The sequence below is a fragment of the Actinocatenispora sera genome (genome assembly GCF_018324685.1).
In the GTDB taxonomy this organism is placed as follows: domain Bacteria; phylum Actinomycetota; class Actinomycetes; order Mycobacteriales; family Micromonosporaceae; genus Actinocatenispora; species Actinocatenispora sera.
In genome coordinates this window covers 4,171,952-4,196,328 of record NZ_AP023354.1, presented here as the reverse complement: position 1 = coordinate 4,196,328, position 24,377 = coordinate 4,171,952, and the positions used below count along the sequence as shown (strand labels likewise).

Genomic DNA, 24,377 nt, shown 5'->3' with positions numbered 1-24,377 from the left:
CTCAGGGCAGGTCGGTGGTGGCCGGCGGCGGGACCAGCGCCGCCGCACCCCGGGCCACCGGGGTGACGCCGGCGGCCGGCATGGTGCAGGTGACCTCCAGGCCGCCGCCGGACAGGGCGCGGGCGCTGACCGAGCCGCCGTGCGCGTCGATGACCGCCCGCACGATCGACAACCCCAGGCCGGAGCCGCGGGTACCGGTGCGCTCCCGGCCACCCCGGCGGAACGGTTCGAACAGCGCCGGTACCTCGCCCGGGTCCAGCTCGCCGCCCGAGTTGCCGACCACCAGGTAGGCGTGCTCGGCGTCGGTCGAGGTGCGTACCCACAGGGTGCCGCCGGCATGGTTGTAGCGCACCGCGTTCTCGATCAGGTTGCCGGCCAGCCGCTCCAGCAGGCTCGGATCGCCCACCACCGGCGCCGGCGGCGTCGCGACCTGCAACGACAGGTCCATCCGGGCCACGTCCGGCCGTACCGCCGACAGCGCCACCGCCACGCCGGCCGCGAGGTCGGCCGGTACCTTGCGGACCAGCCGACGCCCGGCCTGCGCCTCGGTGCGGGCCAGCAACAGCAGCGACTCGACCAGGGAGTTCGCCCGCTCGGACGCCTCGCGGACCACCCGACCCATCCGGCGCAGCTCCTCGGCGTCGGAGGCCGGATCGGCCAGCACCACGTCGACCTCGGTACGCATCACGGCCAGCGGCGTGCGCAGCTCGTGGCTGGCGTTCGCGACGAACCGGCGCTGCGAGGCGAACGCGTCGGTGATCCGGTCGAGCATCGCGTCGTAGGTGTTCGCCAGCTCGCGGATCTCGTCGTCCGGCCCGGCGTAGCGGATCCGCTGGTCCATCGTCTCGGTGGACAGCCGCCGGGCGGCCTGGGTGACCCGGGTCAGCGGCCGCAGCGCCCGGCCGGTGACGATGTAGCCGCCGATCACGCCGGCCGAGCTGATCACCACCAGCGCCGCGAGCCCCTTGAACACCACCTCCAGCTCGGTGTCGTGCGCGAGCCGGGCCTGGTAGCGCTTCGCGTCGACGACCTGACCGTCGGCCAGCGTGACCTGGGAGCCCGCCTGCAGCTGCTGGGCCGGTACCAGCGCCTGCCGGACCAGCAGCAGCGACAACCCGAGCAGCAGCGCGCCGGCGCCGACCAGCAGCACCCCGTTGAGCAGGGTCAGCCGCAACCGCAACGTCGGACGCGGCGAGTTGGCCCGAACCCGCCGGTACAGCCGGCCGCGCAGCCCGGGCGGCGGGGCGACGGTCTCGCCGGCAGGTGGGCGATCGCTCCGAGGGCCTCCGGTCATGCCGCGGTGATGCGGTAGCCGGCACCCACCACGGTCTCGATCAGCGGCGGGTCGCCGAGCTTGCGGCGCAGTGTCATCACGGTGACCCGCACGGTGGTGGTGAACGGATCCGCGTTGGCGTCCCAGACCCGCTCCAGCAGCTCCTCGCTGGACACCACGCCGCCGCGCGCCTTGATCAGCTCCTCCAGTACGCCGAACTCCTTGCGGGTGAGATCCAGCGTCCGGCCGTCGCGCTGCACGCCGCGCTTGGCCGGGTCGAGTTCGACGTCGGCGACCCGCAGCACCGGCGGCGCGGCCGGGGTCGCCCGCCGGCCCAGCGCCCGCACCCGGGCCACCAGCTCGTCGAAGGCGAACGGCTTGGCCAGGTAGTCGTCGGCGCCGAGTTCGAGACCCTCCACCCGCTCCGCGACGCTGCCGGACGCGGTGAGCATCAGTACCCGGGTGAGCAGCCCGGCCCGCACCAGGTCGATGCAGATCTCGTCGCCGTGCACCCCGGGCAGGTCGCGGTCCAGCACCACCACGTCGTAGCGCGTGGTGAGGGCCATCTCGTGGCCGTTGGTGCCGTCGTACGCGGTGTCCACCGCCATGCCCTCGCGGCGCAGCCCGCGGGCGACGGCGTCCGCCAGCGCACGCTCGTCCTCGATCACCAGGACCCGCACCGGCGGCGCCTCCCCTCGACCACGTCGGGTGACCGGCCCGTACGGCGCGTCGGGTCGGCCTGGTGCATCATCCCCGGTCGTCCCGGCGCGGAGCAAGCCAGGCGAACGGGCACAAGCCGACCGGTACACCCCGCCCCGGCGATCGGGGCGGGGTCGGGGTACGGGGTCACCGCGGCAACCGGGTGGCGGCAATCACTGAGTGGCGTCGCGAACGCTGTTCGCAACCTTCTGCACGTCGCTCTTGGCCGACGGCGGTGCGGTCAGCCGGAGGACCACCTGACGGTCCATCGGGCCGCCCGGCTTGCTGTGCCAGTACCGGACCAGAACCAGGCCGTACCCCGAACTGCCGTCGGGCGCGGTGACCTTGTCCGCCTGCGCCCACGAGGAGTTGCCACCGTCGCGCTCCCAGCGCAGACCGAACGCCTCCTCCTGCTCGCGCATGTGGATCTTCTTGGCCGCGTCGCACGGCTCACCACAGGTACGCACGATCACGTCGCCGCCCGCCTTGGTCTTCGAGCCGACGCAGTGGTAGTTCACGTAGCTCGTCGACTGGTCCTTCTTGGTGCAGGTCCAGTCGGACGGGGCGACGAAGTCGAACCCCAGCCCGGCCAGGCCGGACATCGACTTGGTCTTGTCACCGGAGCCGAACTTGGCGAACGAGGACGGCCAGGACGCGTCCTTCGGCGGCTCCTTGCCCGGGTGCTTGGGCGTGCTCGGGGCCGACTTCTGCGCGTGCGGCGTCGGCTCGCCCTGCGGCGCCGTGCTCTTGCCACCGGTGGGCTTGGCGCTCGCGGACTGCTTGGTCTCCGGGGTTTCGCTGCCGCGGGTGAAGTAGACCGCGCCGCCGATGCCGCCACCGAGCACCACGACGATCAGGATCACCAGTCCGATGAGCAACCCGGTCCGGCGCGGCTTCTCCTCCGGCTCGGCCGACAGGGGCGGGTACTGCTGCGGTGGCTGCGGGCCGCCGAACTGGTCGGGCTGCGGTGGGCGCGCGGTGAACTGTCCCGCCTGCTGACCGCCGAACGGCTCCGCCTGCTGCGCGGCGAACGGCTCGGCCTGCTGGCCGGCGAACCCCGACTGCTGCTGGCCCTGCGGCGCGAACGGGTCGGGCGCCGGCGCGGCCTGCTGGCCACCGGCGTTGAACGGGTCGACCGGCTCGAACGGGTTGGGCGCGGCGCCGAACCCCGCCGGCTGCTCGGCACCGAACTGGTCGGGCTGCTGCTGCACCGCGCCGAACTGGTTGGCCTGGTTGGCCTGCGGCACCGCACCGTGGGCATCCGGCCGGATGACCGTGGTCGCCGGCTCGCCGTCGCCACCGGCCGGTGGCTGGAACCCCGAACCCATCGGTGCACCGGATGCCGGCATCCCGGAGACCGGTGTCGGCATCGGCTGGCCGGGCACCGGCGGCACCGTGCCCGGCATCGGCTGGCCGGACGACGGCTGGCCGGACATCGGCTGCGCCGACATGGGCTGACCAGACATCGGCTGCGCCGACATGGGCTGACCCGACACGGGCTGGCCGGGCACCGGCTGACCGGACACGGGCGGCTGGCCGGGCGTCGGCTGGCCGGCGGGTGCGGTCACCGGCTGGCACGGCGCACCCATCGCGGCGAACACGTTCGCGGCGCTGGCGCCGCCGTCGTCGGGAAACGCCACCCACGGCTGCTGGCCGACCAGGTCGGCCGCCACCGGGCCGCCGACCGGCGCGGACTGGCGCACCTGTTCGACGGTCGCGCTGAACTGCCAGCGACTCTGTGGGTCGACCGCCGCCTGGCCCTCGAGCACGGCCATGGTGACCTGGTTGCCCTGCTGGTCGACTGCCCGCCAGACCCGCCCTGCCGGGCCCGCGCCGAGCAGGTCCCGCAACGCGTACGGGCCGATTGTCTGCATCTCACTCTCTCTCTTCCACGCCGCCGTGCTCTGCGACGGATGGTATAGCTCCGGTTCACCACCGGGGTACCGGCGTGGCCGCACCGCGGCGGCCGAGGTGCGCGGTCTCGCGTCGGCGGCGGCCGGCGTGGGAGTGTTGTTCTGGGGCGGTATCTTGGGGCACTCCACCCGCAACCCCCGTATCGGCTGCCCGCCCGACCGCCCGCGCGACCTGTCAGGTGCCCCTCCTTGCGATGAACCGTGACTGATCTCGACGATGCAGCGATGCCGCCCGGACCCGACGGCGGCGATCCCACCGACCGCACCCCGGTTCGGCACGGCCGGCGCCGGGGCGACACCGACGCGGCGGCGGATGCCGAGTCCTTCGCCGGTTGGCTGCCGGACGAGCGCGCCGACGCCGCCCGGCCAGCGGGTCGGGCCAGCGTCGCCGGCACCGCCAAGGCGGAGGTCCGGCGGATCGTGCCGCCGCCGCGCGGCGGCGACCGTCCCGCGAGCGACACCGACCACGGGGGCGACCGGCAGCAGGACGACGAGCGACAACGCAACTACCCCAAGCGATCAAGCGACAACGCGGAGCGAGTGTCCGGCGTGGCGGCACGGTCGGGGCGGGCCAGCGTGCCGAGCGTCGCCACCGCCCGGGTACCGGCGGCCGAGAGCCGTCCGGTGGAGCCGGACGACACGATGGACATCGCCCGCACCGACGTCGACCCGCGGCCCGGCGGCGACCCGGTCGACAGCGCGGCACCGGTGTCGCCGGGCGCCGTCGTCGGTACCGCGGTGGTCGCCGACGGGTTCCGCGGCACCAACCGGGCGCTGACCCAGTTGGCCTGGTTGGGTTCGGCCCTGCTCACCGCGGTCATCACGATCTTCCGGGTGGACCGCCCCGGGCTGTGGGCGGACGAGCTCGCCACCTGGGGCATGACCACCGTCTCGGCACACGAGCTGTGGCCGCTGCTGCGCTCCACCGACATGGTCAACGGCGCCTACTACGTGTTGATGTGGGGTTGGACGCACCTGCTCGGCAGCTCGGATCTGGCGCTACGACTGCCATCCGTGCTCGCGATGACGCTGACCGCGGCGTTGGTCGCCGCGCTCGGCTCGCGGTTCGGTGGTCCGCGCGGCGGTCTGCTTGCCGGCCTGCTGTTCGCGGTGGTGCCCTCGGTCTCCCGGTACGGGCAGGAGGCACGGGTCTACGCGCTGGTGGTGCTGTTCGCCGCGCTGTCCACGCTGCTGCTGGCCCGCGCGCTGGACCGGCCGCGGTTCACCCGCTTCCTGCCGTACGTGCTGGTCGTCGCGGTGCTCGGTGCGCTGAACCCGATCTCGATGCTGTTGCTGCTGGCCCACGGCGTGCTGGTGCTGGCGCAACACCGGCGCGCGTTCGGCGGCTGGCTCGCCGCGGCGGTCGTCGGCACGGCACCGGCCATCGCGGTCCTGGTGCTGTCTGCCGGGCAGCGTCACCAGATCAGCTGGATCCCGCAGTCGCGGCTGACCGACCTGTCCGCGTTGCCGTACGCCCTGTTCGGCGCGACCGCGATCGGCGGCGCGCTGTTGGTGCTCGCCGCCCTCTCGGTGTCGTACCGGCATCCCGCGCTGGTCTACAGCGCGTGGGCGCTGTTGCCGGCGGCGACGCTGTTCACGGTCGGCCACTTCACCGCGCTGTGGCAGCCGCGCTACGTGCTGTTCACCGTGCCGGCCTGGGTGCTGCTCGCGGCCGGCACCCTCGACCGGATCCCGTTGGTACGCGGGCTGCTCGTGGTCGCGGCGGTCGGGCTGGTGTCGCTGCCGGCGCAGATCACCATCCGCGGCGAGGCCGGGCACGACCAGGACACCCGCAAGCTCGCGACGATCGTCGCGAACAACGAGCAGCCCGGCGACGGCATCGTCTACGGCACCGACGATCCGGGCGGCGGCTGGGTGGGCCGCGACACCATCGCGCACTACCTGAGCCCCGGCTCGCGGCCGAAGGACCTGATGGTCACCCAGCCGCAGCGCACCAACGGCAAGGTGCTCGCGATCGAGTGCAAGGACGCGGCGAAGTGCCTGCCGGACAAGGTGAACCGGGTCTGGGTGGTGCGGCTCGGCTCGGTGTCGGATCCGTTGCGCAATCTCGGCGGCAGCAAGGAGGAGGCGCTGCGTACGGCGTTCCAGACGAGCAAGACGTGGCATCCGGCCGGCCTGACGCTGGCCCTGCTGACGCGCAAGCCGTCCTGACGCCGGAGGCATCGTGCTCGCGTTCCTGCTGCAGATCTCGGAGTGGCTGCACTCCGGCCACGTCTACCCGTTCGCCGTGTTCATGGCGGTCATCTGGCTGCTGTGGCTGACCAAGGCGATCCTGGCCCGGCAGTACCGGCCGTGGCAGGCCGACTGGCGCACCACCACCTCGGTGGTCATCCCGGTGGTGGACGAGGAGGAAGAGCTGTTCGTGTCGGTGCTCGAACGCATCGTGGTGCAGCATCCGACCGAGGTCATCGTCGTCATCAACGGCCCGCGCAACGAGACGTTGGAAAAGGTGTGCGAGCGCGTCGGAGTAGTGTGGACCTGGACCAAAACCCCCGGAAAGCGCAATGCGGTCGACATCGGGGTGAGCATGGCCCAGGGGGAGATCGTGGTGCTCGTTGACTCGGACACCATGTGGACCCGAGACACGCTGCGTGAGTTGGTGAAGCCGTTCCGCGACCCCGAGGTCGGCGGGGTCAGCACCCGGCAGCGCATCCTCAATCCCGAACGCGGCATGCTCACCCGCTGGGCCGACTGGCTGGAGAACATCCGCAACGAATACTCCATGCCGGCGATGAGCGTGCTCGGCACCGTCGGCTGCCTGCCCGGGCGCACGATCGCCTTCCGGACCTCGATCCTGCGCGACAACATGGAGAAGTTCCGCACCGAGCCGTTTCTCGGCGTGTTCATCGAGGTCTCCGACGACCGCACGCTGACCAACTACACGCTGATGGACGGCTACAAGACCGTGGTGCAGTCCACCTCGCTGGTCTACACCGACGCACCGACGAAGCTGACCAAGCTGGTCAAGCAGCAGTTCCGGTGGGCCCGCGGCTCGCAGTACAACACGCTGCGGATGCTCGGCTGGATGCTGCGCAACGCGCCCGTGCTGGCGCTGTTCTACGTCGCCGACATCGTGGTGCCGTTCATCCTGATCGGCTCGTACGTGTCGTGGATCGTGGCGCTGCTCGCCGGCAACAGGTCCGAGCTGTACGGGCGGCTGCCGCTGCCGGAGTCCGGCCTGCTGGCGCTGTTCTCGCTGCTGGTGTTCAGCGCGATGATGACGATCATGGGACTCGGCATCCGGTTCGGCCGGCACTTCGCGTACCGGCCGAACGACATGGCCTACCTGCCGATCTTCATGCTGATCAACACGTTCATCCTGATGCCGGTGCGCGTCGTCGGGTTCTTCCGGCTGGCGCACAACGCCTCCTGGGGCACTCGTGCCGGCGGCTTCGCCGGCAAGCGCGGGCGCAACGCGCAGGCGCTGATTCCCTATCTGTTGGGCGGTCTGCTGCTGGCGGCTACGGTGGTGAGCAGTGTCTAGGCATCGACTCATCTCGCGGCGCAGCTACCGGATCTGGATGGGCGTCAATGCCGTCCTGCTGCTGCTGTTCTCCGGCGGCGTGCTCTACTTCACCGTCGGCAACGGGTTCCGCAGCACCCAGGCGCAGGCCCGCTCGATGCAGACGCCGGATCCGACCGAGAGCGCGAAGCTCGCCGCGAAGATCCCCACCAAGCAGCAGGTGATGCACCCGCACGGCATCTACTTCGGACTGTCCACGCCGCAGGCGCCGTGGTCGGACAGCGAGATCGACGACATCTCCGACAAGGCGGGGATGCGACCCGACCTGTTGGAGTACTTCGTCAACTGGACCGAGGACTTCCGCGCCCAGGCCGTCGTCCAGTCGTACCGGCAGGGCGCCGTCCCGGCGATCACCTGGGAGCCGTGGTCCGGCCTGCAGCACGGCACCAGCCAGCCCGCCTACGCCCTGTCGCGAATCATCGACGGGAAGTACGACGGCTACATCACCCGGTTCGCCTCCGCGGTGCGCGACCAGAAGTGGCCGATCGTGCTGCGGTTCGGGCACGAGATGAACGGCGACTGGTACCCGTGGTCGGAGAGCAAGTCCGGCAACCACCCCGGCGAGTACGTGCGGGCCTGGCGGCACGTGCACGACATCTTCGGCAAGGTCGGCGCGAACAACGTGATCTGGGTGTGGAGCCCGAACATCACCCGCCCGGTGCCGAGCGTGGCGCTCGAACCGCTGTACCCGGGCGACAAGTACGTCGACTGGGTGGGCATGGTCGGCTACGCGGCCGACGAGCAGACCACCGCCACGCAGACCTTCCAGGACACGATCAAGCAGTTCCGCACGTTCACCCGCAAGCGGATCCTGATCACCGAGACCGGCGCCGGACCCGGCAAGAACCAGTCGACCTGGACCACCAGCCTGTTCAACTGGTTGAAGAGCCGCACCGACATCGTGGGCTTCGTCTGGTTCGAGTACGACCACAAGGCCACCGGGACCAAGGACTGGCGGTTCACCGTCAACCAGGAAACGCTGGACGCCTTCCGGTCCGGCATCACGAAGCTGCGGGTCGCGCGCCCGATCGAACGCTGACGGGACGCCACGTGGACACGACGAACCCGGACAACCCACCGCGCCCCGCGGCCGACACCCGGACGGCGGCGCCGCTGCGGCGGCGCACGCTGCTTGCCGGCGGTGCCGCCGGGCTCGCCTCGGTCGGGCTCGCGGCCGGCTGCGACAGCGACCATCCGACCGGCCGCAGCAGCGATCCGCCGCCGTCGATGATCGACGACGTCGACCCGTTGATCGGCACCGCCACGCCGGGCAACACCTACCCGGGCGCGCACCTGCCGTTCGGGTTCGTCGCGGCGAGCCCGGACACCGACAACCCGTCCAGCGCCGGGTACACGACGACCGATCCGATCGTCGGCTTCTCCCAGACGCACGTGTCCGGCACCGGCGGCGACAGCCGGTACGGCAACTTCCGGGTCACCCCGATCACCGGCCGGGTTCGGCTGGACGGGCTCGGCTCCGGCCGGTCCGGCGAGCACGCCGAGCCCGGCTACTACAAGGTGCTGTTGACCTACCCGAAGGTGCTCGCCGAGCTGACCGCGACCCGCCGGTGCGCGGTGCACCGGTACACGTTCCCCGATGACAAGGGCGGGCACCTGGTCATCGACGCCAGTTCGGTGATCATGACGGGGGGCGCGCAGCAGCCCAAGCACACCCGGCTCGCGGTGGTGGGCAACAACTCGGTCGAGGGATCGGTCACCGTCACCGGCGGCTGGGGCGACCGCGGCGGCCAGTACACGCTGCACTTCGCGGCGCGGCTGGACCAGCACTTCGCGGACGTGGCGACGTTCGTCGACGGCGCCGTCGACCACGGGTTCCGGGAGGTGACCGGCGGGGTCAAGCAGCGCGTCGGCGCGATCCTGTCGGTGCGCACCTCGCTGCGCCGGTCGGTGCAGCTGCGCATCGCCGTCTCGTTCGTCTCGGTTGCCCAGGCTCGGTCCACTTTGGACAAAGAGCTCGGGCTGCGGTCCTTCGACGCGGTCCGCGCGGACGCGAAGGCCGCCTGGCGGGACGCGCTGAGCCGGGCGGTGGTCTCCGGCGGTACCGCGGAGCAGCGCACCGTGTTCGCCACCGCGCTGTACCACTGCCAGCTGATGCCGCACGACGTGACCGGTGAGAACGTCTGGTGGCAGGGCAAGACGCCGCACTACGAGGACTTCTACACGCTCTGGGACACCCACCGCACGGTGCACCCGCTGCTGACGCTGATCCAGCCGAAACGGCAGGCCCAGATGGTCAACTCGCTGATCGAGACGTACCGGTACACCGGCTGGCTGCCGGACGCCCGGATCGCCGGGGTCAACTCCTACGTCCAGGGTGGTACCTCCGGCGACGTGGTGATCGCCGACGCGGTGGTGAAGAAGCTGCCCGGCATCGACGTCAAGACCGGCTACCGGGCGATCCGCAAGGACGGCGAGCAGAACTCGCCGAAGCCGCAGATCGAGGGCCGCGAGCTGGACGACTACCTGCGGCTGGGCTATCTCGCCATCGACCGGCACCGGCCGGACGACCCGCACGGCAGCCGGGTCGGCTCGCGCACCCTGGAGTACGCGTACGAGGACTTCTGCATCGGGCGGGTGGCCGAGCACGTCGGCGACGACGCGGTTGCGGCGAAGTACCACCAGCGCGCGAAGAACTGGGCGGAGCTGTGGGACTCGACCACCGGCGTGATCCGCCCCCGCTACTCCGACGGCCGGTTCCTGTCACCGTTCGATCCGAACGACGCGGGCACGCCGTACTTCTACGAGGGCAGCGCGTTCCAGTACACGACGATGGTGCCGCACGACGTGCCGGGGCTGATCGACCGGTTCGGCGGCGACAAGAAGTTCGTCGCGTTCCTCGACCGGCTGTTCAGCCGGGACCGCTACGACGCGTCCAACGAGCCGGACCTGCTCGCGCCCTTCCTCTACCTGCACGCCGGCCGGCCGGACCGCACCGCGGACATGACCCGCAAGCTGCTCGCCTCCGGCTACCACGCCGCCCCGGACGGCCTGCCCGGCAACGACGACGCCGGCGCGATGTCCGCCTGGTACGTGTGGACCGCACTGGGGCTCTACCCCAACCCCGGCCAGGACTGGTACTACCTGACCAGCCCGCTGTTCGAGCGCGCCGTGCTGCGGCTGGCCGGCGACCGAACGCTCACCATCACCGCGCCCGGCGCCTCGGACACCAACCGGTACGTGCAGTCCGTGCAGCTGGGCGGCAGGCCGGTGCCGGGCCCGTGGCTGCGGCACCGCGACCTGCTCCGCGGCGGCGAGCTGACGTTCCGGCTCGGCCCGAAGCCGTCCGGCTGGGGGGTCGGCAACCGCCCGCCCAAGTCCTGACCCGCCGTCGACGGCTCGGCGCCGACAGGCGACGCTCAGCGCAGACCGACGAGGCGGTACGTGCCGCCGTCGGTGACCGGCGCGCCGGTGCCAACCACCCAGGCGCCCGGTGCGGCGACCAGGAAAGACAGCTCGTCGACCGACCCGCCAAAGCGCTGGAACGGCCCGCCCACGTCGACCGGCACGCTGCGGCTGCGGCCGGAGAACTCCCGCACCTGGACTGTCTGCGTACCCTGCGCGGCGAACGAGTGGTCGATCGTGGTGCAGCCGACGGCGCCGGCCGCCACCACCCCGCCGTCGCCGATCAGGCACGACCCGGGCAGGGCGGCCCGCCGGGTGCCACCGTCGGGGTGGTGCACCAGCACGGCACCGTCCTCCCGCTCGTACCAGCTTCCGCCGGACAGCGGATGCCGGTGGTACGGCACGGATCGGCCGGTGCGCGGATCGAACCCGACCTGGTGCGCGCTACCGTCGCCGGCGTTGATCTGGGCACCGTAGGTCGAGCCGTCCGGTGCGAGCCGACCGATCACGGTCGGTGCGTTCGATCCCGGGGGGATCGCCACCCGGCGCTGCCACAGCGGCGTCGGCCCGGTGCCGTACGCGACGAACCGGATCGAGTCCTCGACGCCGTTCGCGCGGCAGCCGACCGCGAGGATCACCGCATGCGCGGTCGTGTCGTGGGACAGGAAGTCGCGGACCACGCAGTGCGCGGGCGTGCGGTACCGCCAGAGCAGCCGGTCGTCGCGCACCGACCAGGCGCTGATCCGGGCCCGCGGTTCCAGCAGGTCGTCGGACGACAGCCAGACGTCGTCGGTCATCGGCACGCTGTAGGAGAACAGCGGGGTGTCACCGTCCTCGGTGAACCGGATCCGGCCCGTGTCGGCGTCCAGGAACACCAGCTGGGTTCTGCCGTATCTGCCGGCCTTCCACTGCAGCAGCACGGTCGCCCCGTCCGGGCTGGCGGTCACCGAGGTGGCCACCGCGCCCCGGCGGCGGTGCAGCCAGCGGATCCGGCCGGTGCGCCCGTCGACGCCCGCGACCCCGTCGTCGAGCCGGGCCGCGACGCCCGTTCCGGCGGCCACCATCTCGTGCACCCGGGTGGGCATCGCCCGCGACCAGGCCACCCGCGAGACCGTCGCCGGTACGGCCGGGGCCGGTGCCCGGTCCGCCACGACAGACGTCGCGCTGGCGCCGGGAGCCAGGTTGCCGGCGCCGGCGCTGGCTCCCGCCACGACCACGGTCGTCAACGCCGCGACGCCGACCAGGGCGCGCCGCCGCGAGCCACCCCGGCCACCGCCACCGCGCCGGGCGCCGAACAGCACCAGCGCCGTGCCGACCAGGACGGCGACGGCCGCGACCCCCGCGACCGTCGTCGCCCGGCCGGGGAAGCCCCTGCCTGCCTCGACGCGCAGGCCGAGCACCGCACAGACCAGGACGCCCGCCGCGAGTACCGCGACGGCGCCGGGCGCGAGGTACCGGCCGTCCGGCGCCGGCCGCCACGCCCGTCGCCGCCGCCAGGCGGCGAGCGGCCACGCCAGTGCGGCGATCGCGAGCAGCACCCCGAGCGCCCGTAGCCAGCGCTGCCCGGTACTCGTCCCGGCCAGCCCGGCCGGCAGCAGCCACGCCGCGACCAGCACGATCGCGGTGCCGGCGGCGATGGCGGCGCACCCGGCCGACCGCCATCCGGATCGTGCGCCGCCCACCTCGTCCGGGCCGCCGTCGCCTCTCGCGACACCGGCATCGCCCGCACCACCGGCACCGCGCGCAGCGCCGGTGCCGGTGCCGGCACCGGCACCGGCACCGACGGCAGCGTCCGCACCGCCATGGCCCGCAGGATCGGCAGCGGCGATGCCGTCACCGCCGGTGATCTCATCGCCCACACGCCTCGCGGGATCGGCCGCCATGCCGCCACCGCCAGCAACCTCGGCAGCCTCATCGCCGACACGCCTCGCGGGGTCGGCCGCTATGCCCGCACCGGCAGTGTCGTCGCCGACGTGCCTCGTGGCTCCCGCGGCGGCGTCGTCACCGGGACGGTCCGCCGCGCTCACCTGGCGGGCCCCGATCGACGCAGGGCGTACCGCGGGCCGGATGGCCTCGTCGCTGCGTCGGGCATCGCGCCAGCCTCCTCGCGTTCGGTACCGGGCAGGGTGTCACAGCGGGGCAACCAGCGGCGGGCCCAGGCCGGCTACCGACCGGCGGTGACGATGCGGTCGATCATGGTCGTCGCTGCGGTACCGGCGTCGACCGCGGTGGCGACCCGCGCCCGACCGGCACCGGCGGTGAAGGTACTGGAGCCGTCGTCGGCGTCGACCGACACGGTGCCGCGGGCAAACTCGAACAGGCCGGGCACCAGCATCGTCAGTACCGTCACCGGGTCGTGCGGGACGTTGCCCTGCTCACCGGTGAACCGCCACCACCGCTGGATCTCCGCACGCAGCGCGGCACCCAGCGCCCCGGCAGCGCCGATCCGGTCGACCGCCGCGCGGCCCAGCCGTACCGTGGTGGTCACGTCCAGCCCGGTCGTGGTGCTTCGGATCCCGGCCGCGTGGACCAGGTGGGCGGCGGTCGCGTCGGACCGGAAGTTGTGCTCCGCCGTCCGCGGCCCGGGCCCGCCGTCCGGGGCGTGGCCGAAGCGGCCGCCCATCACGTAGAGGTGGCGCAGCGCGCCGGCGAAGCGGGGGTCGGCGCGGACCGCGGCGGCGACGTTGGTCAGCGGTCCGATCGCCACCAGGTCGATCTCGCCGGGCGCCGAGCGCACGGTGTCGACCAGGAAGTCCACCCCGTCGCCCGCGCTGATCGGCTCGTCGCCGAGATCGTCGAACGAACCGCCCTCGTGCCCGGCCCACCAGACGTCCCGGCCGGACAGCGGCTCCCGCTGCCCCGCCACGGCGACGACCTCGCGGCCCGCCAACCGGGCGAGCCGGGCCGCGAGCCGGGCCCGCAGCGCGGTGTCCCCGTAGACGGTGGTCACGCCGACCAGGTCGACCTCGGGCGAGCCGAGCAGGACAGCCAGGGCCAGCGCGTCGTCCACGTCGGACCCGATGTCGGTGTCCAGCACGACGCGATGAGTCATGTCGTGGTCCGAGCGGTGAGCCGGATGGTCGGCGGTCAGCGGGCCGGGCGGCGCAGCTGCCCGGTGGGCGTGCCGACGGTACCGGCGTGGTCCGAGTCGACGCCGGCGATCCAGCCGGTGACCTGGCGCGCGACATCCTGCGCGGTCAGGCCGAGCGCCGCGAGGATCTCGTTGCGGGTGCCCTGCTGGTGGAACCCGACCGGTACGGCGATGTCGCGCACCGGCACCGACACCTCGGCGTCGGACAGCGCCTGCACGACCGCGGTGCCGAAACCGCCGGCGCGTACCCCGTCCTCGACGGTGACGACCAGCCGGTGCTCGGCGGCGAGCGCCACGACGTGCGGCGACACCGGCCGGACCCAGCGCGGGTCGACCACGGTCACCCCGTAGCCCTGCCCGGCGAGCCGCTCGGCCACGTCCATCGCCAGGTGCGCGAAGGAGCCGACGGCGACGAGCAGCACGTCGGCGCGGGCGTCGCGGCGCAACACGTCGACGGCGCCGATGCCGTCGCCGAACCGTTCGACCGCGGGCAGCTCGGCCGGCAGCGAGCCGGTCGGGAACCGCACCACGGTCGGGCCGTCGTCGACCGCGACCGCCTCCCGGAACTCCTCCGCGACGCGGGCGCCGTCGCGTGGCGCGGCGAGCCGCAGACCGGGCACCACGCCGAGGATCGAGGTGTCCCAGATGCCGTAGTGGCTGGGGCCGTCCGGGCCGGTGATGCCGGACCGGTCCAGCACGAACGTGACCGGCAGCTCGTGCAGCGCGACGTCGAGCAGCAGCTGGTCGAACGCCCGGTTGAGGAACGTCGAGTACAGCGCGACGACCGGATGCATGCCACCCAGCGCCAGGCCGGCGGCCGAGGTGACCGCGTGCTGCTCGGCGATGCCGACATCGAACACCCGGTCCGGGTACACCTCGCGCAGCTTCTCGATGCCGGTCGGGCCGGCCATCGCGGCGGTGATGCCGACGATGTCGTTGCGCTCGCCGGCGACCTTGACCAGCTCCTCGGCGAACGCGCTGGTCCACTTCGCGCTCGGCTTGGCCAGCGGCTTGCCGGTCTTCGGGTCGAACGCGCCGGGGCCGTGCAGCCGGTCGGCGGCGTCGGTCTCGGCCGGCTGGTACCCCCGGCCCTTCTGGGTCATGGCGTGCACGATGACCGGCCCGCCGAACCGCTTCGCCTTCACCAGCGCGCTCTCCAGCGCGAGGATGTCGTGCCCGTCCACCGGCCCGACGTACTTGAGGCCCAGGTCCTCGAACATCGGCTGCGGCGCGAGCACGTCCTTGAGGCCTTTCTTCACCGCGTGCAGCACCTCGTACGCCGGCGGGCCGACCAGCGGGGTGCGGCTCAACGACTCCTTCACCCGCTCCAGCACCCGCTCGTACCCGGGGCTCAGGCGTAGCGAGGCGAGGTGGGTGGCGAGCCCGCCGATGGTCGGCGAGTACGACCGGCCGTTGTCGTTGACGACGATCACCAGGGGGCGGTCGGAGGCGGCGATGTTGTTCAGCGCCTCCCAGCACATGCCGCCGGTCAGCGCGCCGTCGCCGACCACGGCGACCACGTGCCGCCGCTCCCCCTTCAGCGCGTACGCCTTGGCCAGCCCGTCGGCGTAGGACAGCGCGGTGGAGGCGTGCGAGTTCTCGATGGTGTCGTGCTCGCTCTCGGCCCGGCACGGGTAGCCGGACAGCCCGTCGCGCTGCCGCAGCGAGTCGAAGCCGGCCTGCCGGCCGGTGAGCATCTTGTGCACGTAGGCCTGGTGCCCGGTGTCGAACAGGATCCGGTCGTCCGGCGAGTCGAACACCCGGTGCAGCGCCAGCGTCAGCTCCACCACACCGAGGTTCGGGCCGAGGTGGCCACCGGTCTTCGCCACCTTGGTGACAAGGAACTCGCGGATCTGGCTCGCCAGCTCGGGCAGCCGGTCGGCCGGCACGCGGCGCAGGTCGGCGGGGGATTGCACGGAGCCGAGCAGGCCGTCAGGCGATGTCATGGGCACGAAGTCTAGACCTGCCGGCCGGGTCACATCCGCGAGCGAGACGAGGAGGCGACGACATTCGCGCAGTCATTCCCCCACTCCTTCACAACTCCCCCACAAACCTCGGCCGAGCACCCAGCGCGGTCGATCAAGGACGTACGGTTCGCACCGCCACGCAGGTTCGCCGTTCCCCGGGCCGGCCCCGCCGGGCGGACGTACCGGTCACACCAGGCGCAACCGGGCGGGCATCGCGGCCGGCGGCGGGAGCCGCAGGGGGGACGTACCGGGGGTGATCGAGCCGAGGATCGCCGGCCGCTCGGCGCCGGTGACGCTGGGCAGCGCGCCGGGCAGGCCGTGCCAGGTCAGCCAGCCGAGCAGGGCGAACGCGTACGCCTCCTTCGCGTCGGGGTCGATGCCGTACGCGTCGATCGAGAGCAGCCGGCAGCCGGCCAGCGCGGCGATCCGGTCGGTCAGGACCGGGTTGCGCAGGCCGCCGCCGGCCGCCACGACCTCGGCGATGCGGTGCGTGCGCAGCTCGTCGGCCACCGTACGGGCGGTCAGCTCGGTCAGCGTGGCGACGACGTCCTCGCCGCGCTCGTCCCCGGTCAGGAAGCCGTCCAGGTAGCCGGGGTGGAACAGCTCCTTGCCGGTCGACTTCGGCGCCGGCGCCGCGTAGTACGGCTCGGCCAGCAGCGCGGCGAGCAGCTCGGGCAGCACCGTACCGGCGGCGGCGTGGCGGCCGGCCGCGTCGTACGGCTCGCCGAAGAACCGCTCGCACGCCACGTCGATCAGCGCGTTCGCCGGCCCGGTGTCGTAGCCGAGTACGCCCGCTACGGCGCCCCCGGTCGAGGTTGCGCCGAACGCTGCGGCGCCGCCCGGGGCCGCGGCATCGGAGGATGCGGCACCGCTCGGGGCGACACCGTCGGACCGGCCTGCGTTCGCGGAGGTCGCGCTCGGGGCAGCGGCTTCGGGCAGGACGGTGATGTTGGCGATACCGCCGAGGTTGAGCGCGGCCCGGCGCGGCCCGCCGGCGTCCGGGGTGAGCAGCAGCGCGTCGAACATGGGCACCAGCGGGGCACCCTGGCCGCCGGCGGCGAGGTCGGCGGACCGCACGTCGGAAACCACCGGCAGGCCGGTCGCGGCGGCGAGCCAGGCCGGCTCGCCCAGTTGCAGGGTGCCGAGGGCGCGGCCACCGTCGACCCAGTGGTACACGGTCTGGCCGTGCGAGCAGACCAGGTCGGCCCGGCCGCCGCACAGCTCGGTGACGGCGCGTTGCGCCGCCGCGGCGTACGCGTGGCCGAGGCGCGTGGTCAACCGGCAGACCGCCTCGATGGTGGTCGGTGCCGGCGGCAGGATCGCCCCGATCGCGGACCGCAGGCTCTCGTCGTACCCGACGCCGAGCGCGCCGAGCGGGCGCATCAGCAGGGTGTCGCCGGAGCGCTCGAACTCGGCGGCGGCCACGTCGATCGCGTCGTAGGAGGTGCCCGACATCAGGCCGACCACCCGGGTCGGGTGCCGGGCCGCGCCGTGGTCGCCGGCGGTGGTCGTGTCGTTGGTCATGTCTGCTCCCGGGCGGCGGTGAGGATGCGGTCCCAGTACGGGTTGAGGTCGAGCAGCCGGGTGCCGGTCGCGTGCACCCGGTTGGTCATCAGCAGCACGATGCGCTGCACGTCCGGCAGTACCCCGAACCGGATGCCGGTGAAGCCGCCGTGCCCGATCGCGCCGTGCTCCGGCCACCGCCAGAAGCCGAGCCCCTGGCCGGCGTCCGGGCCGGCGGCGGCGAACCGCCGTACCGTCTCGGGACGCCACGGGCCGTCGGCGGCGAGCAGCGCCCGGCCGAACGCCACGAGGTCGTCGGCGCCGCCGAACAGCCCGGCGTGCCCGGCGACCCCGCCGAAGCCGTGCCAGGCGTTCCCGTCGTGCACCTCACCGACGATGGTGTGCTCCCGCCAGCGGCCGAACGCCGACGGCTCGATGCCGGTGGGGTACGGCTGGCCGGTGGCGAGCATCCGCCGCTCGTACCAGTCGCCGTGCCCGGTCGCGACCAGCGGCACGGCCGGGCCACGACCGCCGGGGCGGTAGTGCGCGCCGGTCATGCCGGCCGGCTCCACCACCAGCCGGCGCACCGCGTCGTCCAGCGGCCGGCCGGCGGCCCGGGTCACGATCAGGCCGAGCAGCATGAACCCGAGGTCGGAGTAGTGCCGCTCGGCGTCGATCGGGTACCGCGCCGGCAGCGCCGCGATCGCCGCCGCCGGGTCGGCGTCCCCGGCGGCCGACGATCCGGCCATTGGTGACCCTGCGTACATCGGCCACCACTCGGCTAGACCGGCGCGGTGTCGCAGCAGGTCGCGCACCCGGATGTCGGGCGCGAGCGCCGGCAGCCAGTCACGGGCCGGGCCGTCCACGTCGACCGCGCCGGACTCGGCCAGCGTCATCAGCGCGGCGGTCGTGCCGGCGACCTTGCTCACCGAGGCGAGGTCGAACACCGCGTCCGGCGTCAGCGGTGCCGGGTCGGCAAGCCGTACCAGCGGGCGCCGCGGCTCGCCGCCGCTCTCGTCGGCGCGCGGGTGCCGGCCGGCGGGGCCGACACCCACCGGTGCCGGATCATCGCAGGGTGGCGTCGCCGCCGACACGGTCGGTGACGATTCCTCGGCCGGAAGCCAGCCCGAACCGGGCGCCATCCGGTATGTCTGGCGGTGGCCCGCGGTCAGCTCGGCGACCGTGCCGCGGTGGTCCGCGACGCGCAGCAACACGCCTGGTACGCCGGCTGCGGTCAGGTCGGCGACGATGTCACTGAGGTTCTCGGCCATCCCCGGACTGTAAATAACCTTCGACGACAAGCACACACCCGGTACCCCTTGACTAGGCACTTCGCGGGGAGGTTACTCTCTGTCGATCCCGAACTCCGAGTACGGAGGACCAGCCGTGACAAGGATTCCCGCCCGCCGATGGGGCGTCGCCACCGCGATCCTGGCACTGGGTGCCGGCGCGGTCGCCTGCAGCCCGAGCCCGAGCTCCGACACCAAGTCCGGGAGCAAGGCCGAGCTGGTCGTCGCCCGTACCGCGGACGTCGACGTGCTCGACCCGGCCCGCGCCACCGCGTTCGCGACCAACCAGACCCTCGCGCTGGTCTACGACCAGCTGGTCGACACCGACGCCAGCGGGAAGCTGGTGCCCGGCCTCGCCACCAAGTGGACCGTCGGCGACGATGGCAAGTCCGTCACGTTCGCGCTGCGCACCGGCGTGAAGTTCCACCACGGGCAGGCCTTCACCTCGGCCGACGCCAAGGCGACCCTGGACCGCATCCGCGACCCGAAGACCGCCTCGGTCGACGCGTCGTACCTGGCGAACGTGTCCGCGGTCGACGCGCCGGACGCGCACACCCTCAAGCTGACGCTCAAGCAGCCGGATGCGTCGCTGCTCACCGCGCTGTCCTACACCGGTACGTCGATCCTGTCCGCCGCCGACATCAAGGCCGGCACCGTGGACAAGAAGCCGGACGGCACCGGCCCGTACCAGTGGAAGACGTGGAAGCAAGGCCAGCAGCTGGACCTCACGGCGAACAAGCACTACTGGGGCGGCGCGCCGAAGAACGCCGGCGTGCAGTTCCGCGTCATCCCGGACGAGGCGTCGATCGTGTCCGGCATGAAGGCCGGCAGCTTCAGCCTCGGCATCGTCAGCGACCCGGCCCTGACCAAGCAGCTGACCAGCAACAAGCGGATGAAGCTCGTCGCCAACCCGACGCTGGACTACCACGTGCTGCAGCTCAACGGCCGCCGCGGCCCGCTCAAGAAGCAGGCGGTACGGCAGGCGATCGGGTGCGCGGTGAACCGCAAGGACGCGATCGACACCGTCTACTTCGGACAGGCGAAGCAGACCGGCCCGATCGTGAGCCCGGCCTACTCGTACGACCCGCTGGCGGGGCTCGGCTGCACCGACGGCGACACCGCCGCGGCCAAGAAGATGCTGGCCAAGGCCGGGTACGCCAAGGGATTCCACCTCAAGACGATCGTGATGACCGGGCAGTACTCGACGTCGACGAACCTGGCGCAGGTGCTGCAGGCGCAGCTGAAGAAGGTCAACATCACGCTCGACCTGGACCGGCAGCAGACCAACGTGTACGTGCCGAACTGGTCGAAGGCGAACTTCGACGCCGCGGTGGCGCTCAACGGCGGCAGCACCGACCCGTACCTGCAGTACAACCGGTACTTCACCACCGACGGCAGCCTGAAGGTGCCGGCCGGCCTGGCCGACAAGAAGCTCGACTCGCTGCTGCGCCAGGGCAACGCGACGACCGACGAGGCGACCCGCAAGCAGGTGTTCGGCGACCTGTCCAAGCAGCTCAACATCGATTCGCCATGGGTGTGGCTGTTCCGCAACCAGACCTACTACCTGCAGGCCAACAACCTGACCGGGTTCACCGCGACGCCGTCGGACTCGCTGGAGAACCTGCGCGTCGCGGGCCTGTCCTGACATGAGCGAGCGCCAGCGAGCGAATCATCGGTACCGGCCTTCGTGCCTCATCGACGTTCCGACGGAGGAGGCACGTCGATGAGTGTGCGTTACCTGGCCGGGCGGGTGACCGGCATGGCCGGCACCCTGCTCGGCGTGGCGGTGGTGGTGTTCGTCGTGCTGCGGGCGCTGCCCGGCGACACCATCACCGCGAAGCTCGGTACCCAGGCGGCGACACTCACCGCCGACCAGCGCGCCGCGCTGCGCCACTTCTACGGGCTGGACGCCTCCCCGGTCACCCAGTTCTTCCGCTGGTTCGGCGGGCTGCTGCGCGGCGACCTCGGCGTCTCGATGGACACCGGCGTACCGGTCACGCACCTGATCGGCCAGGCGCTGCCGGTCACCGTGGAACTCGCGGTACTGGCGATGGTGATCGCGGTACCGATCGGCGTGCTGTTCGGGATGCTCGCCGCGAGCCGCCCCGGCGGCGCCCGGGACTTCTCCGTCCAGGGCGTCGGGCTGCTCGGGCTGGCGCTGCCGGAGTTCGTGGTGGCGACGGTGACGGTGGCGTGGCTCGCGTCGGCGTTCGCGTACTCGCCGAGCGCCGGCACCTACGTCTCGCTCGGCGACTCGTTCGCCGGCAACCTGCGCCAGATGCTCTACCCCGCCCTGGTACTCGCGGTCGGGCTGGCCGCCACGGTGATGCGCACCACCCGGTCGGCGTACCTGGAGGCGGCCGGCTCGGACTTCGTGCGTACCGCCCGGGGCAAGGGGCTGACCGAGCTGCGGGTGCGGTTCCGGCACATCCTGCACAACGCCGGCATCCCGATCGTGACCATGGTCGGCATCCAGTTCGGCTACCTGCTCGGCGGCACCCTGGTGGTCGAGCAGGTCTTCGCGCTGCCCGGGCTGGGTCGGCTGCTGCTCGACGGGATCCTGCACCAGGACTACGCGATCGTGCAGGGCGTCACGCTGCTGGTGGCCGCGGCGTTCGTGCTCGTCAACTTCGCCGTGGACATCGTGTACCGGCTGCTCGACCCGCGGACCCGCTCCGAGGGGAGGCGGGCATGACGACCGAGATGCCGCCGGCCGCCGCGGCGGTCGCCCCGGCGGCGCCGCGTACCGCCGGCCAGCCGTCGCTGCCGCGCCGCATCGTCGCCGACCGCAACGGGGCGATCGGCGTGGTACTGATCGGCGTACTGGTGCTGGTCGCGCTCGTGTCGCTGCTGCACCTGGCGCAGGATCCGCTGGCACAGCACCAGTCCGGCCAGCTCGCCGGGCCGTCCGGCGCGCACTGGCTCGGTACCGATCAGTTCGGCCGGGACATCGCCGCCCGGGTCGCTGCCGGCATCTTCGCCTCGCTGCGGGTCGCGGCCGTGTCGGTCGCGATCGCCACCGTGATCGGCGGCCTGCTCGGGGTGCTGTCCGGCTTCGCCGGCGGCATCCTCGACGCCGTCGTCGGCCGCCTGACCGACGTGCTGTTCGCGTTCCCGGCCACGCTGCTGGCGCTGGCGCTGGTCGCCGCGCTCGGGCACGGCTGGTTCAACACCGCGGTGGCCATCGCCGTGGTGTACACCCCGATCTTCGTCCGGACCTCGCGCGGGCCGGTGCTGGCCGTGCGCGAGTCCGAGTACGTCCGGGCCGGCCGGGTGCTCGGCTTCTCCCGCTCCCGGCTGCTGTTCCGGCACGTGCTGCCGAACGTCTCGGCCCCGATCGCGGTACAGGTGGCGCTCGCGCTGTCCTGGGCGATCCTGACCGAGGCCGGGCTGTCCTTCCTCGGCCTCGGTACCCAGCCGCCGAGCCCGTCGCTGGGCCTGATGGTCGCCGACAGCCGCAACTTCTTCCCGGACGCCTGGTGGACGCTGCTGTTCCCGGCCCTGGCCGTGGTGGTCGCGGTGATCGGGCTCAACCTGATCGGCGACGGCCTGCGCAACGCCCTGGACCCGAGGACGGTACGCCGGTGAGCGGCCGGCGCGCCCCCCGGTGGCCGAGCGTTCCGGTGAGAAAGGCACGTTCGTGAGTGTGTTGGAGATCCAGGATCTGCACGCCGTCGTCGCGACCGACGGCGGGGAACTGCCGGTGGTACGCGGCATCTCGCTGTCCATCGACGCCGGCGAGATCGTCGGGCTGGTCGGCGAGTCTGGCAGCGGCAAGAGCTTCACCGCGCTGTCGGTACTGGGCCTGCTGCCCGACGGCGCCCGCGTGTCCGCCGGACGGATCCTGGTCGACGGAGAGGACCTGCTCTCGCTCAGGGCAGCCGAGCGGCGGACCCGGCGCGGCGGCACGGTCGCGATGATCTACCAGGATCCGATGACCGCGCTGAACCCGCTGATGACGGTCGGCGCGCAGATCGCCGAGGGGTTGCGGGCGCACGGTGTCGACGGCGCCGAGGCGAAGAAGCGCACCCTGTCGGCGATCGAGGAGGTCGGGCTGCCCAAGCCGGAGCGGATCGCGCGCAGCTACCCGCACCGGCTCTCCGGCGGGCAGCGCCAGCGGGTCGTGATCGCGAGCGCGCTTGCCCTGCGCCCCAAGGTACTCATCGCCGACGAGCCGACCACCGCGCTGGACGTGACCATTCAGCAGCAGATCCTCGCGCTGGTGGACGAGCTGCGCGTGGCGCACGACCTCGCCGTCCTGTGGATCACGCACGATCTCGGCGTGGTGGCGCGGATCGCGAACCGGGTCGCGGTGATGTACGCGGGCCGCATCGCCGAGGCGGCACCCACCCGGGGACTGTTCGCCGCCCCACAGCATCCGTACTCGGCCGCGCTGCTCGCGTCGATCCCGTCGCCGACCGACACGGTCCGCGGGCCGTTGCCGCAGATCGGCGGCGCGCCACCGGATCTTACCGCGCTGCCGGCGGGCTGCCCGTTCGAACCGCGCTGCCCGCAGCGTGAGCCCGGATGCGCGGTGGCCGAACCCGAGCCGGTCCGCCGCGGCGGCGCCGACACCGCCTGTTTCGTACCCCGGGAGCGCTGGACCGACGACGCGCTCTCTCCCGCGGAGGAGCCGAAATGACCGACGACGCGCTCTCTCCCGCGGAGGAGCCGAAATGACCGACGACGCGCTCTCTCCCGCGGAGGAGGCTCGATGATCGAGGTGACCGAGGCGGCGCGGCACTACCGGACCTCCGACGGGGTGGTGCGGGCGGTCGACGGGGTCAGCTTCGTGGTGGCCGAGGGCGAGACGCTGGGCCTGGTCGGCGAGTCGGGCTGCGGCAAGTCGACCACCGCCAAGCTGCTGGTCGCGCTGGAGCGGCCGACCGCCGGCAGGATCCTGGTGGACGGCATCGACGTGGCGACGGCCCGCGGCGCGCAACTGCGGCGGCTGCGCCGGACGATCCAGCTGGTGTTCCAGGACCCGTACGCGTCACTGAACCCGCGCCGCCGGATCACCGCCACGCTCGCCGAGGTACTGGCGGTGCACGACCTGGCGCGCGGCGCCGCCGCGACCCGCCGGGTCGGCGAGCTGCTGGAGATGGTGGGGCTGCCGGCCTCGGTCGGCGACCGGTACCCGCACCAGCTGTCCGGCGGGCAGCGCCAGCGGGTCGGCATCGCCCGGGCGCTGGCGGTCGAGCCACGGGTGCTGGTGCTGGACGAGCCGGTGTCCGCGCTCGACGTGTCGGTACGGGCCGAGGTGATGAACCTGCTCGCGTCGCTGCGCGCCTCGCTCGGCCTGACCTACCTGTTCATCTCGCACGACCTGGGCATGGTGCGGCACCTGTGCGACCGGATCGCGGTGATGTACCTGGGCAAGGTGGTGGAGGCCGGCGGCTGGCGGCAGGTGTCCGACGATCCGCTGCACCCCTACACCCGGTCGCTGCACGACGCGGTACCGGTCGCCGATCCCACCGTCGAGTCGGGCCGTGCCGGTCGCACCCTCACCGGTGAGGTGCCCGACCCGGCCGCCCCGCCGCCCGGGTGCCGGTTCCATCCGCGTTGTCCGATCGCCGAGGACCGCTGCCGGACCACCGAGCCGCCGCTGCTGCCGCGGCCGGACGGCGACCGCCTCGTCGCCTGTCACCTGGTCTGACCACGCCCGTCCGGGCCGGCGTACCGGAGCGCACGAACGAACCCGGCCGCACGAAACGAAACGGGCCGCCGTCCCCGGC

The 24,377-nt window shown here is 72.8% G+C and carries 17 protein-coding genes; 9 read left to right on the top strand and 8 right to left on the bottom strand.

What is annotated here, in order from left to right; genetic code table 11:
* Position 1: 1 nt before the first annotated feature.
* From Asera_RS20010 to Asera_RS20000, 3 genes are all read right to left on the bottom strand, one after another.
* A complete protein-coding gene (locus tag Asera_RS20010; protein WP_084130942.1) occupies positions 2-1,294 on the bottom strand; it encodes a sensor histidine kinase in 1,293 nt (430 codons plus the stop codon).
* Positions 1,291-1,953 (bottom strand): response regulator transcription factor, encoded by a 663-nt coding sequence (locus tag Asera_RS20005; RefSeq protein WP_030444696.1) that lies wholly within the window; start codon positions 1,951-1,953, stop codon positions 1,291-1,293. Before Asera_RS20005 ends, Asera_RS20010 begins: the two co-directional genes overlap by 4 nt.
* A gap of 192 nt (positions 1,954-2,145) precedes the next feature.
* Positions 2,146-3,846 carry a hypothetical protein gene (locus Asera_RS20000; RefSeq protein WP_030444697.1) on the bottom strand — a complete coding sequence of 567 codons (1,701 nt, stop codon included), beginning with the start codon at positions 3,844-3,846 and terminating at the stop codon, positions 2,146-2,148.
* Positions 3,847-4,110: 264 nt separating this feature from the next.
* Between Asera_RS20000 and Asera_RS19995 the strand changes: the two genes are divergently transcribed.
* From Asera_RS19995 to Asera_RS19980, 4 genes are read left to right on the top strand one after another with little or no spacing between them, the layout of a single operon-like run.
* Positions 4,111-6,057 carry a glycosyltransferase family 39 protein gene (locus tag Asera_RS19995; RefSeq protein WP_051801720.1) on the top strand — a complete coding sequence of 649 codons (1,947 nt, stop codon included), beginning with the start codon at positions 4,111-4,113 and terminating at the stop codon, positions 6,055-6,057.
* 13 nt (positions 6,058-6,070) lie between these two features.
* Complete coding sequence (locus Asera_RS19990) at positions 6,071-7,390, top strand: glycosyltransferase family 2 protein (protein WP_030444699.1); 1,320 nt, start codon at positions 6,071-6,073, stop codon at positions 7,388-7,390.
* Positions 7,383-8,468 (top strand): glycoside hydrolase family 26 protein, encoded by a 1,086-nt coding sequence (locus Asera_RS19985; protein ID WP_157034632.1) that lies wholly within the window; start codon positions 7,383-7,385, stop codon positions 8,466-8,468. The genes Asera_RS19990 and Asera_RS19985 overlap by 8 nt, the downstream gene beginning before the upstream one ends.
* Before the next feature lie 11 nt (positions 8,469-8,479).
* Positions 8,480-10,771 carry a GH92 family glycosyl hydrolase gene (locus Asera_RS19980; RefSeq protein ID WP_051801725.1) on the top strand — a complete coding sequence of 764 codons (2,292 nt, stop codon included), beginning with the start codon at positions 8,480-8,482 and terminating at the stop codon, positions 10,769-10,771.
* 35 nt (positions 10,772-10,806) lie between these two features.
* Here Asera_RS19980 and Asera_RS19975 read toward each other — a convergent pair whose 3' ends face one another.
* From Asera_RS19975 to Asera_RS19955, 5 genes are all read right to left on the bottom strand, one after another.
* Entirely contained in the window at positions 10,807-12,675 is a 1,869-nt protein-coding gene (locus tag Asera_RS19975) for a PQQ-binding-like beta-propeller repeat protein (protein ID WP_157034633.1), read from the bottom strand.
* Positions 12,676-12,956: 281 nt separating this feature from the next.
* Complete coding sequence (locus tag Asera_RS19970) at positions 12,957-13,844, bottom strand: nucleoside hydrolase (protein WP_030444703.1); 888 nt, start codon at positions 13,842-13,844, stop codon at positions 12,957-12,959.
* 35 nt (positions 13,845-13,879) lie between these two features.
* Positions 13,880-15,829 (bottom strand): 1-deoxy-D-xylulose-5-phosphate synthase, encoded by a 1,950-nt coding sequence (gene dxs / locus Asera_RS19965; protein WP_051801726.1) that lies wholly within the window; start codon positions 15,827-15,829, stop codon positions 13,880-13,882.
* A 207-nt stretch (positions 15,830-16,036) separates the two neighbouring features.
* The gene (locus Asera_RS19960; RefSeq protein ID WP_051801728.1) at positions 16,037-17,374 is read right to left on the bottom strand and encodes an anhydro-N-acetylmuramic acid kinase; all 1,338 of its coding nucleotides are present in this window, start codon (positions 17,372-17,374) and stop codon (positions 16,037-16,039) included.
* Complete coding sequence (locus Asera_RS19955) at positions 17,371-18,624, bottom strand: serine hydrolase domain-containing protein (RefSeq protein WP_051801729.1); 1,254 nt, start codon at positions 18,622-18,624, stop codon at positions 17,371-17,373. Before Asera_RS19955 ends, Asera_RS19960 begins: the two co-directional genes overlap by 4 nt.
* Positions 18,625-18,739: 115 nt before the next feature.
* On the opposite strand from Asera_RS19955, the gene Asera_RS19950 reads away from it, so the two are divergent.
* The 5 genes from Asera_RS19950 (at position 18,740) to Asera_RS19930 (ending at position 24,298) form a co-directional block, all read left to right on the top strand.
* A complete protein-coding gene (locus Asera_RS19950; protein ID WP_030444707.1) occupies positions 18,740-20,287 on the top strand; it encodes an ABC transporter substrate-binding protein in 1,548 nt (515 codons plus the stop codon).
* Positions 20,288-20,365: 78 nt separating this feature from the next.
* Positions 20,366-21,337, top strand: a complete 972-nt coding sequence (locus tag Asera_RS19945; protein WP_051801732.1) for an ABC transporter permease — start codon at positions 20,366-20,368, stop codon at positions 21,335-21,337.
* A complete protein-coding gene (locus Asera_RS19940; protein ID WP_244843957.1) occupies positions 21,334-22,230 on the top strand; it encodes an ABC transporter permease in 897 nt (298 codons plus the stop codon). The genes Asera_RS19945 and Asera_RS19940 overlap by 4 nt, the downstream gene beginning before the upstream one ends.
* 52 nt (positions 22,231-22,282) lie before the next feature.
* Positions 22,283-23,284 (top strand): ABC transporter ATP-binding protein, encoded by a 1,002-nt coding sequence (locus tag Asera_RS19935; RefSeq protein WP_030444710.1) that lies wholly within the window; start codon positions 22,283-22,285, stop codon positions 23,282-23,284.
* Positions 23,285-23,356: 72 nt separating this feature from the next.
* Positions 23,357-24,298, top strand: coding sequence for an ABC transporter ATP-binding protein (locus Asera_RS19930; RefSeq protein WP_035295415.1), 942 nt, complete (start codon positions 23,357-23,359; stop codon positions 24,296-24,298).
* Positions 24,299-24,377: the final 79 nt, after the last annotated feature.